Here is a 17,497-nt window from a genome sequence, read left to right as displayed (position 1 = left end):
AGCGGGTTACCGTGGGCCGGTGACTCTCGTCGAGCAGGACGGCCGACCCCACGGCCCGTCGCGCGGCGACCGGTCGGTCGTCGACTGGTCCGCCGCCGCGCAGATCGCCGGGCGCCTCGCGCGCCCGGGGCCCCAGGCGTCGCGCGCCGAGCTGGCCGACCTCGTCGAGGGGCTGCGCACCGCGGCGGGGGAGGCCGTCCCGCACGTGCTCGACGTGACCCGCATGACGCCCGTCGCGGGGACCCCGGAGACGCTGGGCACGGTGCACGTCGTGGACCGGCCCCGCTGGGCGCGCGCCAACACCGAGATCATGGCGTCGCTCACCACGGGCGTCACCGAGGCGCTCGTGGGGGAGAGCGGGCGCGTGCCGCAGGCGACCGCCCTCGTCGGCGCGGCGCAGGTCGGCTCGGTCCTCGCGGTCCTCTCGAGCCGCGTCCTCGGCCAGTTCGACCCGTACAGCGGGAAGGCAGCGGCAGGGGCAGGCCCCGGCCGGCTCGTGCTCGTCGCGCCCAACGTGCTCCAGGTCGAGCGCGCGCTCGACCTGCGGCCCGCCGACTTCCGGCTCTGGGTGTGCCTGCACGAGCAGACGCACGCCCTCCAGTTCGCGGCGGCGCCGTGGCTCGCGGACCACCTGCGCACGCGCGCGGGCGACCTCCTCACCGAGCTCTCCGCGTCGTCGCGACGCCTCGCCGAGGCCCGCCTGCGCGACAAGCTCGTCGCGGTGGGGCGCGCCGTCCTGCACGCGGTGCGCGGCGAGGGCACGACCCTCCTCGACGGCCTCCTCACGCCCGAGGAGCAGGACCGGCTCGCCGACGTCACGGCCGTCATGGCGCTCCTGGAAGGCCACGCGGATGTCGCCATGGACGCCGTCGGGCCCCGCACCGTGCGCACGGTGCGCAGCATCCGGCGCAAGTTCGACGCGCGGCGCGACGGCGAGGGCAGCTCCGGCCTCGACGTCGTGCTGCGGCGCCTGCTCGGCATGGACGCCAAGATCGCCCAGTACCGCGACGGGGCGGCGTTCGTCCGCGCCGTCGAGAAGGACGTCGGGCGCGACGGCTTCAACGCCGTGTGGGCCTCCCCGGAGAACCTGCCCACGGCCCGTGAGATCGCCGACGCGCGCGCCTGGGTGCGCCGCGTGCACGGCTGAGCCGTGGGCGGGCCGGCGCCGGTCGTCGCCGCCGCGCGCCACGCCGTGCGCGGCGCGCTCGCGGACCTTCCCGCAGGGGCGACGGTGCTCGTCGCCTGCTCCGGCGGCGCCGACTCGACGGCGCTCGCGGCCGCCACGGCGTTCGTGGCGCCGCGCCTCGGGCTGCGGGCGGGCGCCGTCGTCGTGGACCACGGGCTCCAGGACGGCAGCGCCGCCGTCGCGGCGGCCGCCGCCGAGCGCTGCCGCGGCCTGGGGCTCGACCCGGTGGAGGTGCGCCGCGTCGTCGTCCCGACGGCGGGCGACGGCCCGGAGGCCCACGCCCGGACGGCCCGGTACGCCGCGCTCGACGACGTCGCGGCGGCCCACGGCGCCGGCGCGGTGCTCCTGGGCCACACGCTCGACGACCAGGCTGAGACGGTGCTGCTCGGCCTCGCCCGCGGGGCGGGGGCGCGCTCGCTCGCCGGCATGGCGCCGCGGCGCGGGGCGTACCGGCGCCCGTTCCTCGCTCTGCTGCGCACGCAGACCGAGGCGGTGTGCCGCACGCTCGGGCTCGACTGGTGGGACGACCCCACGAACACGGGCGCGCCGCTGCGCTCGCAGGTCCGCGCGCGGGTCGTGCCGGCGCTCGTCGACGTGCTCGGCCCGGGCGCGGTGCCCGCGCTCGCGCGCAGCGCCGACCTCCTGCGCGACGACGCCGACCTCCTCGACGCGCTCGCGGCCGACCTCCTCGCGGCGGCGCTCGTCCCACCCGGCGCGGACCCCGCCCACGGCGCGGACCCCGGCCCCGGCGCGGACCCCGGCCCCGGCGGGGGAGCGGCCTCCCGCCCGACGGTCGTGCTCGACGTCGGCCCGCTCGCCGCCGCGCACCCGGCGCTGCGGCGTCGTGCGCTGCGGTCCGCGGCGCTGCGCGCGGGGTGCCCGGGGAGCGACCTGTTCGCCGTCCACGTCGACGCGCTCGACGCGCTCGTCACCGCGTGGCGCGGCCAGGGCCCGGTGCACCTCCCGGGCGACCGCAGGGCGTCGCGCGCGTGTGGCAGGCTTTCCCTGGGCCCGGGGCCAACGCGCCGGGCCGGCACCTCCCCCCTCCCCCCAGCTCAGGAGTGACCCCCGTGGAAGCATCGGACGTCGCAGGCGACCTCGAGAACATCCTGCTCACCGAGGACCAGCTCGGTGCGCGGCTCGACGAGATCGCCGCGCAGATCGACCGTGACTACGCGGGCAAGGACCTCCTGCTCGTCGGCGTGCTCAAGGGCGCCGTCATGGTCATGGCGGACCTGGCGCGCCGCCTGCACAGCCACGTCGAGATGGACTGGATGGCCGTGTCGTCGTACGGCTCAGGCACCAAGTCGTCGGGCGTCGTGCGCATCCTCAAGGACCTCGACGCCGACCTCACCGGCCGCAACGTGCTCATCGTCGAGGACATCATCGACTCGGGCCTCACGCTCTCGTGGCTGCTGTCGAACCTCCGCTCGCGCGGCCCGGCGTCGGTCGAGATCGCGGCGATGCTCCGCAAGCCCGACGCGGCGAAGACCGAGGTCGACGTGCGCTACGTCGGCTTCGACATCCCCAACGAGTTCGTCGTCGGTTATGGCCTCGACTACGCGGAGAAGTACCGCAACCTGCCGTTCGTCGGGACGCTCGCGCCGCACGTCTACTCGAGCTGAGCCGGGCGGCGGCGGGCCACGAGCCCGCCCGGACCGCCCAGGGAGCTGCTCAGGAAGTACGGACCACGCCCTGGGCGAACAGAGGGAAGATCCCCAGCAGGCGCCAAGGTCCAGAGTGTAGTTTCGAGCCCGAACACTTGCGCGAGCGGAGGGATCCGGGGCGCACGCCCCGTCGCCGATGAACATCAAGAAGATTCTCAGTGGGCCGATCGTCTGGATCGTCCTGGGCCTCGTGATCCTGTGGATCGCGTTCGCGACGTTGTCGCGCCCCACGGTCCAGCGCATCGACACGTCCGCGGGCCTCGAGCTGCTCTCGGGCGACACGGTCGAGCAGGCGCTCATCGTAGACGGCGACCAGCGCGTGCGTCTCACGCTGTCCGAGGACTACGTGGCCGACAAGGGCACGGACACCGAGGAGAACAAGGGCAAGAACGTCGAGTTCTACTACGTCCAGCCGCAGGGCGAGGCGGTCGTCGACGCCGTCGTCGCCGCGGAGCCGAAGGACGGGTACAACTCCGAGGTCGCGCAACCCTCGTTCTGGTCCTCGCTGCTCGGGCTGCTCATCCCGTTCCTCATCATCGGCGTGCTGTTCTGGTTCCTGCTGTCGCGCATGCAGGGCGGCGGCTCGCGCGTCATGGGCTTCGGCAAGTCGCGCGCCAAGCTCGTCTCGAAGGACACCCCGCAGGTGACGTTCGCGGACGTCGCGGGCGCCGACGAGGCGGTCGAGGAGCTCCACGAGATCAAGGAGTTCCTCTCCGACTCGGAGAAGTTCCAGGCCGTCGGCGCCAAGATCCCCAAGGGCGTCCTGCTCTACGGCCCTCCCGGCACGGGCAAGACGCTGCTCGCCCGCGCCGTCGCCGGCGAGGCAGGCGTGCCGTTCTACTCGATCTCCGGCTCGGACTTCGTCGAGATGTTCGTCGGCGTCGGCGCGAGCCGCGTCCGCGACCTGTTCAACCAGGCCAAGGAGAACTCGCCCGCGATCATCTTCGTCGACGAGATCGACGCCGTCGGCCGCCACCGCGGCGCCGGCATGGGCGGCGGCCACGACGAGCGCGAGCAGACGCTCAACCAGCTCCTCGTGGAGATGGACGGCTTCGACGTCAAGACGAACGTCATCCTCATCGCCGCGACCAACCGCCCCGACATCCTCGACCCGGCGCTCCTGCGCCCGGGCCGCTTCGACCGCCAGATCGCGGTCGAGGCGCCCGACCTCAAGGGTCGCGAGGCGATCCTGCGGGTGCACGCGGCGGGCAAGCCGATCGTCCCGGAGATCGACCTGGCGGCCGTCGCGCGTCGCACGCCCGGCTTCACCGGTGCCGACCTCGCGAACGTGCTCAACGAGGCGGCGCTCCTCACCGCCCGCAGCGGGGCGCAGCTCATCGACGACCGGGCGCTCGACGAGGCGATCGACCGCGTGATCGCCGGTCCGCAGAAGCGCACGCGCGTCATGAACGTCAAGGAGCAGAAGATCACCGCGTACCACGAGGGCGGCCACGCCCTCGTCGCGGCGGCCATGCGCTACACGGACCCCGTCACGAAGGTGACGATCCTCCCGCGCGGCCGGGCCCTCGGGTACACGATGGTCATGCCGACCGAGGACAAGTACTCCACGACGCGCAACGAGCTGCTCGACCAGCTCGCGTACGCGATGGGCGGCCGCGTCGCGGAGGAGCTCGTGTTCCACGACCCGACGACGGGCGCCTCGAACGACATCGAGAAGGCGACCGCGATCGCGCGCAAGATGGTCACCGAGTACGGCATGAGCGAGCGCGTCGGCGCGATCAAGCTCGGCTCCGGCTCGGGCGAGCCGTTCCTCGGCCGCGACATGGGCCACCAGCGCGACTACTCGGAGTCGGTCGCGGGCACGGTGGACCACGAGGTCCGCAAGCTCGTCGAGGCCGCGCACGACGAGGCGTGGGAGGTGCTCACGCAGTACCGCGACGTGCTCGACGCCCTCGTGCTCGAGCTCCTCGAGAAGGAGACGCTGAACCAGGCCGAGCTCGCGCGCGTGTTCTCCCCGGTCGAGAAGCGCGCCCCGCGCGACGTCTGGCTCTCGAGCGAGCAGCGGGCCGTCTCGCAGCGCGGGCCCGTGCTCACCGACGCCGAGAAGGCGGCGCAGAACGGCGCGCCCGTGATCCCGCAGGACGAGGCCGCGGCCGCGAACGACGAGCTCCCCCCGGAGCGCATCGGCGAGGTGCCCGCGGACAGCCCGCTCGACCGCGCGCTCGGCCGCGACACGACCACGGACGTCACGGACGTGCGCGAGCCGGGGCAGGACTGATGGGCACCCCCACGGGCGCCTCGGCGGGCGCGGGCGCGATCACCCCGGCCCGGTCGGCGGAGGGCCTGCGCGCCCCCGCGGACGTCCCGCCGTACGACCAGGACCGCGCGGAGGCCGCCGTCCGCGAGCTGCTGCTCGCCGTCGGCGAGGACCCGGACCGCGAGGGGCTGCGCGAGACGCCGGCCCGCGTGGCGCGCGCGTACCGCGAGATCTTCGCGGGCCTGCGCCAGGAGGCCGCGGACGTCCTGACGACGACCTTCGACCTCGGCCACGAGGAGATGGTGCTCGTCAAGGACATCGAGGTGTACTCGACGTGCGAGCACCACCTCGTGCCCTTCCACGGCGTCGCGCACGTCGGGTACATCCCCAACGTGGACGGCCGCATCACGGGCCTGTCGAAGCTCGCGCGCCTCGTCGAGGTGTACGCGCGCCGCCCGCAGGTGCAGGAGCGGCTCACGTCGCAGGTCGCGGACGCGCTCGTGGAGCACCTCAAGCCGCGCGGTGCGATCGTCGTCGTCGAGTGCGAGCACCTGTGCATGTCGATGCGCGGCGTGCGCAAGCCCGGCGCGCGCACCGTCACGTCGGCGGTGCGGGGCCAGATGCGCGACGGCGCGACGCGGGCCGAGGCGATGAGCCTCATCCTGGGGCGCTAGGCCCGTGGACCGGTTCGTGGTCGCGGGGCTCGAGGAGCTCGCGGACGTCGGACGCACGCTCGTCATGGGCGTCGTCAACGTCACGCCCGACTCGTTCTCCGACGGCGGCGAGTGGTTCGAGCCGGACGCCGCGATCGCCCACGGGCGCGAGCTGCTGGGCGAGGGTGCGGACATCCTCGACGTCGGCGGGGAGTCGACCCGCCCCGGGGCGGGCCGGGTGCCCGTCGAGGCGGAGCTCGCGCGCGTGCTCCCCGTGATCTCCGCGCTCGCGGCCGAGGGGGCGGTCGTCAGCGTCGACACGACGCGCGCGGTCGTCGCGGAGCGCGCGGTCGCGGCGGGCGCCCGGCTCGTCAACGACGTCTCCGGCGGTCTCGCCGACCCGGCGATGGCCGACGTCGTCGCGCGCACGGGCGTCGCTTACGTCTGCATGCACTGGCGCGGGCACGCGGACGTCATGGACGACCTCGAGGACTACGACGACGTCGTCACGGACGTGCGCGACGAGCTGGCCGCGCGCGTGGACGTGCTCCTCGCGGCGGGCGTACGGCGCGAGCAGGTCGTGCTCGACCCGGGTCTCGGCTTCTCGAAGGCCGGGTCGTCGAACTGGCCGCTGCTCGCGCGCCTGCGCGAGCTCGAGGCCCTGGGCCTGCCTGTCCTCGTGGGCGCGTCCCGCAAGCGGTTCCTCGGGCACCTCCTCGCGCGCTCCGACGGGCGGCCCGTCCCGCCGCTCCTGCGCGACGACGCGACCGCCGCGGTCACGACCCTCGCCGCGGCGTCGGGCGCGTGGTGCGTGCGGGTCCACGCGGTCCGGGCGTCCGCCGATGCCGTGCGGGTCGCCGCCGCCTGGGGCCGGGCCCGCGACGAGGTCGTGCGTCCCGCGGACGGCGGCGCGGTGTAGCCGGCGGACCGACCGAGGGCCGGGAGCGACTCGACGGCGCGGCCCACGACCTAGCAGGATGGGCGAGGGGCCCCGCGGCGCGGGCGGCCCGGCGCAGCACGACACACGCAACGAGACACGGTGACGACGACCCGCCCCGGCGGGCGACGACGGAGCACCGGACGGGAGCACGACGTGACCACAGCGTTCGCAGGAGCGGTCCTCGACGCGGACGGACGGCCGTTCGACCGGATCCGCCTCACGGGCCTGAGCGCGACGGGCCACCACGGCGTCTTCGAGCACGAGAAGGCGCAGGGCCAGCTCTTCCGGGCCGACGTCGTGCTCCACCTGGACACGCGCGCCGCCGCGAGCGGCGACGACCTGTCCCGGACGGTCAGCTACGCGGGCGTCGCCGAGGACGTCGTCGCGGTCCTCGCCGGATCGCCCGCCGACCTCGTCGAGACCGTCGCCGAGCGCATCGCCGCGACGATCCTCACGCACGACGACGTCGTCGCGGTCGACGTCGCGGTGCACAAGCCGCAGGCGCCGATCACGGTCCCGTTCGAGGACGTCGAGGTCGTCATCCGTCGCGACCGCGTGGTCGTCCCCGTCGTCGCGCCGCTGTCACGCCGCGGGGAGCAGGGGTCGCGCGACGCGCAGCCCGTCGGGCCGATCCCGGTCGGGTCGGTCGCCCCCGCGCTCATCCACGGCGTCGGCGAGGTGCCCGCGCCCGACGACCGGGCCCCGCTCGCCCCCGCGCCCGAGGTCATGCCGCCCAGCATCCTCCCGGGCTCGGCCGGTGCCCCGGTCGAGGACGCGCGGACCGCGGCCGAGTCCGGTGCGACGGCGGCCGAATCCCCGGAGGACGCGCTCGACGCGACCCGCGAGGCTTCCGCCGTCCGGGACGCCGCCGTCCCCGGCGACGCCCGCGGCGAGCAGCAGACCCCCGCGGAGGCACCGTACGGCGAGGCGCCGTACGGGGAGGCGCCGTACGCGGAGCCCGCGCACGACGACCGCGGCGAGCCCGCGCACGACGACGCGGCACCGCACCCGCAGCAGGCGGCGTCGTACGACGAGCTCGTCGCGGGGTCGGTCCCCGCGGCCGGCCCCGCCGAGCACGTGCTGCACCACGACGCGCCGCCGGTCGCGCCCGGCGCGCCGTCGGGCGAGCAGCGGACCGTCCCCGGCGACGCCGCGCCCGTCGAGCACGCCGCCCCCGAGGCCGAGCCCCTGCCGTACGGCGCCGCGGCCGAGCCCGTCCCGGCGCACGACGAGGCCCCCGGCGGGGCGCACGACGCCGCGGAGGTGGCCGCGCCCGTCGAGCACGACCGGATGGACGACGTGCCCGCCGGGTTCGTCGAGGTCGTGCTCGCGCTGGGCGCGAACCTCGGCGACGCCCAGCAGACGCTGCGCGACGCGATCACGGACCTCGACCGGATCTCCGGTCTCGAGATCACGGAGGTCTCGCCGCTGGCCCGGACGGAGGCCGTGGGTGGCCCCGACCAGCCGGACTACCTCAACACCGTCCTCCTCGCGCGCACGCGCCTGTCGGCGCGCGACCTGCTGCACGCGTGCCAGGCGGTCGAGCAGGCGCACGGCCGGGTGCGCGACGAGCGCTGGGGTCCCCGCACGCTCGACGTCGACCTCATCGTCTACGGCACGCTGACGGCCGTCACCGACGATCTGGAGCTGCCGCACCCCCGCGCGCACGAGCGGGCGTTCGTGCTCGAGCCGTGGTCGCAGATCGACCCGGACGCGGTGCTCCCGGGCCTCGGGGGCGGCCCCGTCGCGGCCCTCGCGGCGACCGCGCCCGACCGCGGGGGCATCCGGTGGCTCGCGCTCGACTGGCTGACGGACCCTGCCCCCGACCCGACGGGCGCCGTGCCCGTCACGACGGGCAGCACGGACGCCGCGCCGCCGCCCGCGCCCGTCGACGTGCCCGACCCCTACCAGCAGGCGCACACCGGTCCCGTCGCCGCCCCGTACGACGGTCCCGTGACGCCCGGCGGCGGCGTGCCCGCCCCCGACGGCGCGCCGGCACCGCAGCACCCGGCACCGCAGCAGCCCGTGCCGCCGCACGAGGCGCACCCGGCGCCGCAGCAGCCGCTCGCGCAGGAGCCCCTCGCGCAGCAGCCCGCGGCCCCGCAGCAGCAGCCCGCCCCGCAGCAGCCGCCGCACGTCCAGCAGGCGGAGCCGCCGCAGCCGCCCGCCGCGGAGCCCGCGCCCCCGGTGGCCCCGCCGCAGCCCGCGGTCGTGCCGCAGCCGGCCGGTCTCCCGCAGACCGTGACACCGAGCGAGGCACTCCCGGCACGGCCGGTCTTCGCGCCCGTCTCCGAAGGCGTCGCGCCCGAGGGGGCGGCCCCGCCGATCGTCCCCGACGGCTCGTTCGACCCGCGCGAGGACGCGGGGGTCCCCGTCGCCCCGTTCCCCGGGCCGTCGAACCGGCCGCCGTCGCACCCTGTGCCGTCGTCGCCCGACGCCGGGCACGCCCCGGACGCCGGGCCCGCCCCGGCTCAGGACGCGGCGCGCTTCCCCGAGCACGCCGCACCCGCGCACCCGGTCTTCCCGCCGGTCCACGCGCCCGAGCCCGTGCCGACGGCGCCGCAGCAGCCGGTCGCGCAGCCCGCGCACCCGCAGCCGCCCGCGGACGCCGCGTCGTCCGGTGACGACATCATCCGGTCGGTGCCGTTCGCGCCTGTCTCGGGCGGTGGACCGGCGTCCGCCCCCGGCCCGCTCGCGGACGCGGGGCTCCCGGCGAACGACCCGTGGCCGCCGTTCGGGCCGGTGTCCGGCGACGGTCGCGACGACGAGCGCTGATGCGGCGCACCTCCGTCCGCACCCTGCTGCTCGTGGCGGTCGCGACCGCCGTCGGCGGGTGGTTCGTCGTGCGCCTGCTCCAGAGCCGCGGCACGCTCCTGCCGGCGGTGCCGTGGATCGTGGACGTCACCGTCCTCGCGCTCGCGGCGGCGGTGTTCTGGGCGGGCTGGACCGTGCGCGCGTACCAGCAGGGCAAGCGCCCGTCGCTCGACGCGATCCGGGCGGCGCGCACGTTCGTCCTCGCGAAGGCGGCCGCGCTCACGGGCGCGCTCCTGACGGGCTGGTACGGCGCACAGGTGCTCGCCGCCCTGCCCGACCTCTCGATCGACGCGTTCCGCGACCGGGCCCTCGCGGCCGGGTTGGCCGCCGCGTGCGCGGTCGTGCTGGCCGTCGTCGGGCTCGTTGCCGAGCGGTTCTGCCAGCTCCCGCCCGACGACCGCGGCGAGGGCCGGGAGGGCCGCGAGGGCTCGGTGACGCGCGAGGACCCGGAGACTCCGGGCGCGGGCACGCCCGCCTGAGACGCGCCCTCCGCCCCGGCCTGTGCACGACCCGGTCCGCACCGGGACGGGATGGGATGGGAGAATCGACGCATGACCGACCCTGCACGGGACCAGGACCCCCGCGGCACCGGCCCCTTCGACCCGCCCGGCATCGAGTGGACGCGCGTGTCGCCGCGGCTCGTCACGGCGCGCCTGCTGTCCGTGGGCATCACGCTCGCGGTCCCGGCCGTCGCCGTGATCGTGCTCGCGATCCTCTTCCCGCACTGGTGGCAGTGGCTCGTGCTCGGCGTGCTCGCGCTCCTGGGCCTGTGGGCGGCCGTCCTCGTGCCGCGCCAGGTCCGCGCGATCGGCTACGCGGAGCGTGACGACGACCTCCTGATCCGCCACGGCATCATGTTCCGCACGCTCGTCGTCGTGCCCTACGGCCGCATGCAGTACGTCGACGTCCAGGCCGGGCCGCTCGCGCGCAAGCTCGGCATCGCCCAGGTCCAGCTCCACACGGCGTCTGCGTCGACCGACGCGACGATCGACGGTCTCGAGCCGGCCGAGGCGGAGCGCCTGCGCGACCGGCTCGCGTCGCGCGGCGAGGCGAGGCTGGCGGGCCTGTGAACGACGCACCGGCCACCGACGACCTCGTGTGGCACCGGGTGCACCCGGTCACCCCGCTCGTGCGGGGGTGGACGGTCATCGCGGTGCTCCTGGTCGTCGTCGGCCAGCAGACGCTCAACGGGCTGCCCGAGGGGGAGAACCTCCTCGAGGGCGACCGCTGGTGGATGATCCTCCTCGGCATCCTCGTGGTGGGGCTCGTGGGGCTCGGGTACTCGGCGGTCGCGTGGCGCATGACGAGCTACGCGGTCGACGACGAGTCGGTGCACCTGCGCACGGGCGTGCTGTTCCGGCAGCAGCGCAAGGCGCGCCTCGACCGGCTCCAGGCGGTCGACGTCGTGCAGCCGCTCCTGGCCCGGTTCTTCGGGCTCGCGGAGCTCAAGCTCGAGGTCGCCGGGGGAGCGGACTCGGGCGTGAAGCTCGGCTTCCTCAAGGAGGCAGAGGCGAACCGGCTGCGCAACGACCTCCTCGCGCGCGCCGCGGGCCTTCGGGTCGCGCGCGAGCGCCCGGCCGCCGCGACGGCGCCCGGCGCCCCGGGTGCGACCGCGGTCCCGGGTGCTCCCGGCGCCGTCGGGGCGCCGGCCGGGGACGTCCAGGCGCCCGGGGCGGACGCGCCGGCGTTCGTCGCCGAAGCGCCCGAGCAGCCCGTGACCGCCGTCGGGCCGGGTCGGCTCGTCGCCTCGCTCCTGCGGTCCGGCGCGACGGTCGGCCTCGTCCTCGGTGTGCTCGGCATCGCGGGCGTCGTCGTCGGCACGCGCGAGATCGGGATCCTGTTCAGCGCGCTGCCCGCCGTGCTCGGCTTCGGCGGGTTCCTGTTCTCCCGGTTCACGGGCGAGTTCGGCTTCCGGTCCGCCATCTCGCCCGACGGCATCCGCCTGCGCCACGGCCTGCTGGAGACCCGCTCGCAGACGATCCCGCCCGGTCGCGTCCAGGCCGTGCGGCTGCGGCAGGGCCCGTTCTGGCGCGGGCCCGACTGGTGGCGCGTCGACGTCAACGTCGCGGGGTACGGCGTCAGCACCGACGGGACGGACAGCACGAGCGTGCTCCTGCCCGTCGGCACGCGCGACGAGGCGCTCGCGGCCCTGTGGCTCGTGCTGCCGGACCTCGGCACGCCCGACCCCCGCGGCCTGCTCGACGAGGGCCTGTCCGGGCTCGACGCCGGGCAGCACTTCGTCGCGTCCCCGCGCCGTGCGCGCCTCCTGGACCTCGTCGCGTGGCGGCGGAACGGCTTCAGCGTCACCGACCGCGCCCTCCTGCTGCGCGGCGGGCGCGTCTTCCGCACCCTCGTCGTCGTGCCCCACGAGCGCACCCAGTCGCTCGGGCTCGAGCAGGGCCCGCTGCAGCGCCGGCTCGACGTCGCGTCGTTCACCGTGCACTCGACGCCCGGGCCGGTCTCGCCCCAGGTGCGGCACCTCGACGCGGGCGACGCCGCCCGCCTCCTCGACACCCAGGCCGAGCGCGCCCGCGAGGCCCGCGCGCACGCGGGGCCGGAGCTCTGGATGCGCCGCGACGACGTCCCGCTCGAGGAGAACGCGTGAGCGCCGCGGACGGCGGTCGCCGCCCCGGGCGGCTCGGGGTCGGCGTCGTCGGGGCCGGTCGCGTCGGGGCGGTCCTCGGCAGCGCCCTGCGCGCCGTCGGCCACGCGGTCGTGGGCGCGAGCGGCGTGTCCGACGCGTCGCGCGACCGCATCGAGACGCTCCTCGCGGGGGTGCCCGTCCTCGAGGTCCCGCAGGTCGTGGAGCGCGCCGAGCTCGTGCTCCTCGCCGTGCCCGACGACGCGCTCCCGGCCCTGGTCCGCGGCCTCGCCGACACGGGGGCGTGGCAGCCCGGCCAGATCGTCGTGCACACGTCGGGCCGCTACGGCACGGCCGTCCTCGACCCGGCGCGCGCCGCCGGAGCCATCCCGCTCGCGCTGCACCCCGCCATGACGTTCACCGGCACGTCGCTCGACCTCGCGCGGCTGGAGGGCACGACGTTCGCCGTCACCGCGCCCGGCCCGGTCCTGCCGATCGGGCAGGCGCTCGTCGTCGAGCTCGGCGGGGAGCCGGTCGTCGTCGCGGAGGAGTCGCGCGGGCTCTACCACGCGGCCCTCGCGCACGGCGCGAACCACCTCGTCGTGCTCGTCGCGCAGGCCGCGCAGGCGCTCGAGGCCGCGGGCGTCGACCAGCCCGGGCGCGCGCTCGCGCCGCTCCTCGCGGCCGCCCTCGACGGCGCGACGCGGGGCGCCGACGCGGGTGCCGAGTCGGGGACGGGCGCGGGCGCCGGGGCGCTCCTCGGGCTCACCGGGCCGGTGGCGCGGGGCGACGTCGGCACCGTCCGCGAGCACCTCGCCGCCCTGGACGCCCTCGCCGCGACGAGCGACGCGGTGGACGTGCCGCCGTCGTACCGGGCGCTGAGCCGCGCCGCGACGCACCGCGCGCTCGCGGGCGGCCGGCTCGGCGAGCGCGCGGCCCGCGAGCTCCTCGACGCGCTCGACGCGCCCGTGCCCGACCCGCAGGGCCGGCACGACCAGCAGGACAGGCCCGACCCGCAGGACCCGCACGACGAAGGACGAGCATGACGAGCACCCCCCGCCCGGACGCCGGGCCCCCCGCACCGGGCACCCCGGCCGTCGTGACGACGCGCGCCGCGCTGCGCACCGCGCTCGACGCGTGGCGCGCCGAGCACCCGCACGGACGCCGCGTCGTCGTCATGACCATGGGTGCGCTGCACGCCGGGCACCTCGAGCTCGTGCGCCGGGCGCGCGCGGAGGCGGGACCCGACGGCCAGGTCGTCGTGACGGACTTCGTCAACCCGCTGCAGTTCGGCTCCGGCGAGGACTACGAGCGCTACCCGCGCGACGTCGCGGCCGACGTGGCGCTGCTCGCCGCGGCGGGCCCGGACGCGGCGGTCGACGTCGTGTTCGCGCCGCCCGTCGACGAGCTCTACCCCGACCTGGGCTCGGCCGACGGCCCGATCGTGCGGGTGACGTCGGGGCGCATCGGGACGGTGCTGGAGGGCGCGTCGCGGCCCGGGCACTTCGACGGCGTGCTCACGGTCGTGCTCAAGCTGCTCCACCTCGTGCGCCCGGACGTCGCCGTGTTCGGCGCGAAGGACGCGCAGCAGCTGCTCGCGGTGCGCCGCATGGTCGCCGACCTCGACCTCGACGTGGAGGTCCTGGCGGTCGAGACCGTGCGCGAGGCGGACGGCCTCGCGCGGTCGTCGCGCAACGCGTACCTCTCCCCGGCCGAGCACGAGCACGCGCTCGCGCTGAGCCGCGCGCTGCGCGCCGGGCGGGACGCCGCGGCCGCGGGGGAGGGCGCGCCGTCCGTGCTCGCCGCCGCGCGGGGAATCCTGGAGGCCACCGACGGCGTTGACGTCGATTACGTGGTGCTCGTCGATCCCGCTACCGTGGAGGACCTGGCGCCCGGCGCCGTCGGCCCCGGGCTCCTCCTGGTCGCGGCACGCGTGGGCACCACGCGTCTCATCGACAACACGGCCGTCGAGATCGTGCCGCCCGCGACCCGGGCGGCGGACCCCGCGGGCCGTGCCCCCGCACCTGGAGGAACCGCGTGACCGCGCAGACCCCGCCGAGCCCGCCGCGACGTCCGGCGTCGCTGCAGCGACCCATGATGATCGGCAAGATCCACCGCGCGACGGTGACGCAGGCCGACCTGCACTACGTCGGCTCGATCACCGTGGACGCCGACCTGCTCGACGGCGCGGACCTCTACCCGGGCCAGCAGGTCGACGTCGTGGACGTCACCAACGGCGCGCGCCTGACGACGTACGTCATCCCGGGCGAGCGTGGTGCGGGCCAGATCTGCATCAACGGCGCCGCCGCGCACCTCGTGAGTCCGGGCGACGTCGTCATCCTCATCGCCTACGGCATGCTCGACGACGCCGACGCGCGCACCTACCTGCCGAACGTCGTCTTCGTGGACGAGCAGAACCGCATCGTCGAGCTCTCCGACGAGCCCGGGCTCGTGCCCGCGGGCCACGGCCTCGAGGCGAGCGGCCTGCCGTTCGCCCCGTTCCGCGGCGCGGTCGACGACGGCGGCGTGGCCTCCGCGGTGCGCCCCGCGTGACCCGGGCCGGCGGGGCGTCCGCGCCCCACCTCGCCCGGTCCCTCGCCGCCCCCGCACCGGGGTGGACGACGACGGCGGACGTCGTGGTCGTCGGCTCGGGCATCGCCGGGCTCACCGCCGCGCTCGAGCTGCGCACGCGCGTGCCCCACGTCCTGCTCGTCACCAAGGGCGAGCTGTCGTCCGGGTCGACGGTCTGGGCGCAGGGCGGCATCGCGGCCGCGCTCGACCCCGAGGACTCGCCCGAGGCGCACCTCGCGGACACGCTCGTCGCGGGCGCCGGCGTGTGCGACCCAGCGGCCGTCGAGGTGCTCGTCACCGAGGGCCCCGCGCGCGTGCGCGAGCTCGTCGCGCGCGGCGCGAACTTCGATCGGGCGGCGAACGGCGACATCGCCCTCACGCGCGAGGGCGGGCACCACGCCGACCGGATCGCGCACGCGGGCGGCGACGCCACGGGCGCGGAGATCTCGCGCGCGCTCGTCGCGCAGCTCGAGGCCGTGCGACGCGACCCGGGCATCGAGGTCATCGAGAACGCGCTCGTGCTCGACGTGCTGACGACCGACGGCTCGGGCGACCGCGCTCCCCGCGCGTGCGGCGTGACCCTCCACGTGCGCGGCGAGGGCTCGCGCGACGGCGTCGGTGCGGTCCTCGCGCGCGCCGTCGTGCTCGCGACCGGGGGGGTGGGGCAGGTGTTCCGCTCGTCGACCAACCCGCCGCAGGCCACGGGCGACGGCATCGCCGCGGCGCTGCGCGCGGGCGCGACGCTCGGCGACCTCGAGTTCGTGCAGTTCCACCCCACGGTGCTGTGGCTCGGCCTCGGCGCCAAGGGGCAGCTCCCGCTCATCTCCGAGGCCGTGCGCGGCGAGGGCGCGATCCTCCTCGACACCGACGGCCACCGGTTCATGCCCGCGCAGCACCCCATGGCCGAGCTCGCGCCGCGCGACGTCGTCGCGCACGCGATCGTGCGGCAGATGGCCGCGACCGGCTCGGACCACGTGCTGCTCGACGCGCGGCACCTCGGCGCCGAGTTCCTGCGCGCGCGCTTCCCGACGATCACCGAGCGGCTCGCCGAGAACGGGCTCGACTGGACCGAGGAGCCCGTCCCCGTGGCGCCCGCCCAGCACTACCACTCGGGCGGCGTCGTGACGGACCTGCACGGTCGTTCCACCGTCGACGGCCTCTACGCGATCGGCGAGGTCGCGTGCACGGGCGTGCACGGCGCGAACCGCCTCGCGTCGAACTCGCTGCTCGAGGGGCTCGTGTTCGCCCACCGCGCGGCGCGGCAGATCACGGAGCGGGTGGCCGCGGGCGAGCTCGAGGTGGGCGAGCCCGTCGGCCGCCCCGGACCGTCGGCCCTCGTGGCGGCGGCCGCGCGCTCGCGCATCCAGTCGATCGCCTCCGCGGGCCCGGGCGTCCTGCGCGACGGCGACGGGCTCGCGGCCGCCGCCGCCCGCCTCGCCGCGGTGCGCACCGACGCGCACGAGGCGAGCGACGTCGTCGCGCAGCCGCAGGCCGCGGAGTGGGAGACGACGAACGTGCACCAGGTCGCGACGGCGCTCACCGCCGCGGCGGCGCTGCGCACCGAGAGCCGCGGCGGCCACTTCCGCACCGACTTCCCGGCGAGCGACCCCGCGTGGGAGCGGCGTGTGCTCGTCTCGCTCGGCGCGGACGGGACCCTGCTCGTCCGCTGAGGCGCGGCGCGCGACCTCGCGACCGCGGGCCTGCACGACCGCGGGCCCGCGCGACCGCGGTCCTGCGCGACGGCGTGGGCGGGCGGCGGCCGGGAGCCGCCGGGCACCGGCGCGCTGCGGGCACGCGAGCGGATAGCGTGGGGGACCGTGAGCAGCCCTGCCGAGCCCGTGCCCGCCCGTCCCGCCGACGGCGGAGCGCCGCCCGCCGTCCCGTCCCGCGTGGAGCCCGGGCTCGACCCGGCGTGGATCGCCGAGACCGTCGCCCGGGCGCTCGACGAGGACCTGGGCCCCGTGCCCGGGCGCGACGTGACCACCCAGGCGACGGTGCCGACGTCGGCCACCGGGACCGCGCACCTCGTGTCCCGCGCGGACGGGGTCGTCGCGGGCCTCGTGGTGGTCGAGGAGGTGACGCGCCAGGTCGCGGAGCGGTTCGGCCTCCCGCCCGTCGAGGTGACGTTCGTCGCGTCCGACGGCGAGGCCGTGGGCCGCGGCCGCGTCCTCGCCGCCCTGACCGGTCCCGTCCAGGTGCTGCTCACGGCGGAGCGCACGCTGCTCAACCTCGCGAGCCGCGCGTCGGGGGTCGCGACGGCGGCGCGCGCCTGGGCGCGCGAGCTCGCCGGCACCGGCGCCCAGGTGCTCGACACGCGCAAGACGACCCCCGGGCTGCGCGCGCTCGAGAAGTACGCGGTCCGCGCGGGCGGCGGCACGAACAAGCGCATGGGCCTCTACGACGTCGCGATGGTCAAGGACAACCACGTCGTGGCCGCGGGGTCGGTGAGCGCCGCGATCGAGGCGATCCGCCAGGCGTTCCCCGACGTGCTCGTGCAGGTCGAGGCCGACACCACGGCGCAGGCGCTCGAGGCGCTGTCGGCGGGCGCCGACTTCCTGCTCCTGGACAACATGCCGACGCCGGTGCTCGCCGACACGGTCGCGGCCGTGCGGGCACGCGAGGGGACCGACGGCGTCCCGGCGAAGGTGGAGCTCGAGGCGACGGGCAACCTCACGCTGGACCGCGCGCGCGAGGTCGCGGGCACCGGCGTCGACTACCTGTCCGTCGGCGCGCTCACCCACTCGGCCCCGATCCTCGACCTCGCGCTCGACCTCCTCCCCACCCTCCCGCCGAGGGAGAGCCCCGGTCCCGCGAGGTAGAGGCCCGGTCCCGCGAGGTAGAGCCCTGGTCACGACCACGGCTCTACC

General features: G+C 76.6%; 15 protein-coding genes. All 15 read left to right on the top strand.

All coding sequences use genetic code 11. The annotated features are described in order from the left end of the window. The first annotated feature begins 19 nt into the window (after positions 1–19). The 15 genes from MT994_RS16255 (at position 20) to nadC (ending at position 17,449) form a co-directional block, all read left to right on the top strand. Entirely contained in the window at positions 20–1,147 is a 1,128-nt protein-coding gene (locus MT994_RS16255) for a zinc-dependent metalloprotease (RefSeq protein ID WP_255434479.1), read from the top strand. Between the two features lie 3 nt (positions 1,148–1,150). Continuing rightward, positions 1,151–2,251 (top strand): tRNA lysidine(34) synthetase TilS, encoded by a 1,101-nt coding sequence (gene tilS / locus MT994_RS16250; protein WP_354807072.1) that lies wholly within the window; start codon positions 1,151–1,153, stop codon positions 2,249–2,251. 5 nt (positions 2,252–2,256) lie between these two features. Then, entirely contained in the window at positions 2,257–2,811 is a 555-nt protein-coding gene (gene hpt / locus MT994_RS16245) for a hypoxanthine phosphoribosyltransferase (protein WP_021479810.1), read from the top strand. A 178-nt stretch (positions 2,812–2,989) separates the two neighbouring features. Beyond that, positions 2,990–5,092, top strand: coding sequence for an ATP-dependent zinc metalloprotease FtsH (gene ftsH / locus MT994_RS16240; RefSeq protein ID WP_021479811.1), 2,103 nt, complete (start codon positions 2,990–2,992; stop codon positions 5,090–5,092). Then, positions 5,092–5,745, top strand: a complete 654-nt coding sequence (gene folE / locus MT994_RS16235) for a GTP cyclohydrolase I FolE (protein WP_051028623.1) — start codon at positions 5,092–5,094, stop codon at positions 5,743–5,745. Before ftsH ends, folE begins: the two co-directional genes overlap by 1 nt. Positions 5,746–5,809: 64 nt before the next feature. Next, entirely contained in the window at positions 5,810–6,643 is an 834-nt protein-coding gene (gene folP, locus MT994_RS16230; protein WP_354807088.1) for a dihydropteroate synthase, read from the top strand. 174 nt (positions 6,644–6,817) lie between these two features. Continuing rightward, a complete protein-coding gene (folK, locus tag MT994_RS16225) occupies positions 6,818–9,439 on the top strand; it encodes a 2-amino-4-hydroxy-6-hydroxymethyldihydropteridine diphosphokinase (RefSeq protein ID WP_354807070.1) in 2,622 nt (873 codons plus the stop codon). After that, on the top strand, positions 9,439–9,957 hold the full coding sequence (locus tag MT994_RS16220; protein WP_034655682.1) for a DUF3180 domain-containing protein: 519 nt from the start codon (positions 9,439–9,441) through the stop codon (positions 9,955–9,957). Before folK ends, MT994_RS16220 begins: the two co-directional genes overlap by 1 nt. Positions 9,958–10,029: 72 nt before the next feature. Further along, positions 10,030–10,548: a PH domain-containing protein gene (locus tag MT994_RS16215; protein ID WP_021483258.1), complete on the top strand. Its 519-nt coding sequence runs from the start codon at positions 10,030–10,032 to the stop codon at positions 10,546–10,548. Continuing rightward, a complete protein-coding gene (locus MT994_RS16210) occupies positions 10,545–12,083 on the top strand; it encodes a PH domain-containing protein (RefSeq protein ID WP_354807068.1) in 1,539 nt (512 codons plus the stop codon). Before MT994_RS16215 ends, MT994_RS16210 begins: the two co-directional genes overlap by 4 nt. Then, positions 12,080–13,105 carry a DUF2520 domain-containing protein gene (locus tag MT994_RS16205; protein ID WP_354807067.1) on the top strand — a complete coding sequence of 342 codons (1,026 nt, stop codon included), beginning with the start codon at positions 12,080–12,082 and terminating at the stop codon, positions 13,103–13,105. The genes MT994_RS16210 and MT994_RS16205 overlap by 4 nt, the downstream gene beginning before the upstream one ends. Next, positions 13,102–14,100: a pantoate--beta-alanine ligase gene (panC, locus tag MT994_RS16200; RefSeq protein ID WP_354807066.1), complete on the top strand. Its 999-nt coding sequence runs from the start codon at positions 13,102–13,104 to the stop codon at positions 14,098–14,100. Before MT994_RS16205 ends, panC begins: the two co-directional genes overlap by 4 nt. A gap of 53 nt (positions 14,101–14,153) precedes the next feature. Further along, positions 14,154–14,612, top strand: a complete 459-nt coding sequence (panD, locus tag MT994_RS16195; protein ID WP_354807086.1) for an aspartate 1-decarboxylase — start codon at positions 14,154–14,156, stop codon at positions 14,610–14,612. Further along, positions 14,609–16,300: an L-aspartate oxidase gene (locus tag MT994_RS16190; protein WP_354807065.1), complete on the top strand. Its 1,692-nt coding sequence runs from the start codon at positions 14,609–14,611 to the stop codon at positions 16,298–16,300. The genes panD and MT994_RS16190 overlap by 4 nt, the downstream gene beginning before the upstream one ends. A gap of 168 nt (positions 16,301–16,468) precedes the next feature. Continuing rightward, on the top strand, positions 16,469–17,449 hold the full coding sequence (nadC, locus tag MT994_RS16185) for a carboxylating nicotinate-nucleotide diphosphorylase (protein WP_336244633.1): 981 nt from the start codon (positions 16,469–16,471) through the stop codon (positions 17,447–17,449). The last annotated feature ends 48 nt before the right edge of the window (positions 17,450–17,497 follow it).

The organism is Cellulosimicrobium sp. MI9406, from assembly GCF_040595865.1.
GTDB lineage: Bacteria > Actinomycetota > Actinomycetes > Actinomycetales > Cellulomonadaceae > Cellulosimicrobium > Cellulosimicrobium funkei.
Note: the sequence above shows the minus strand (reverse complement) of the source record. Positions and strands in the feature narration are given on the sequence as shown.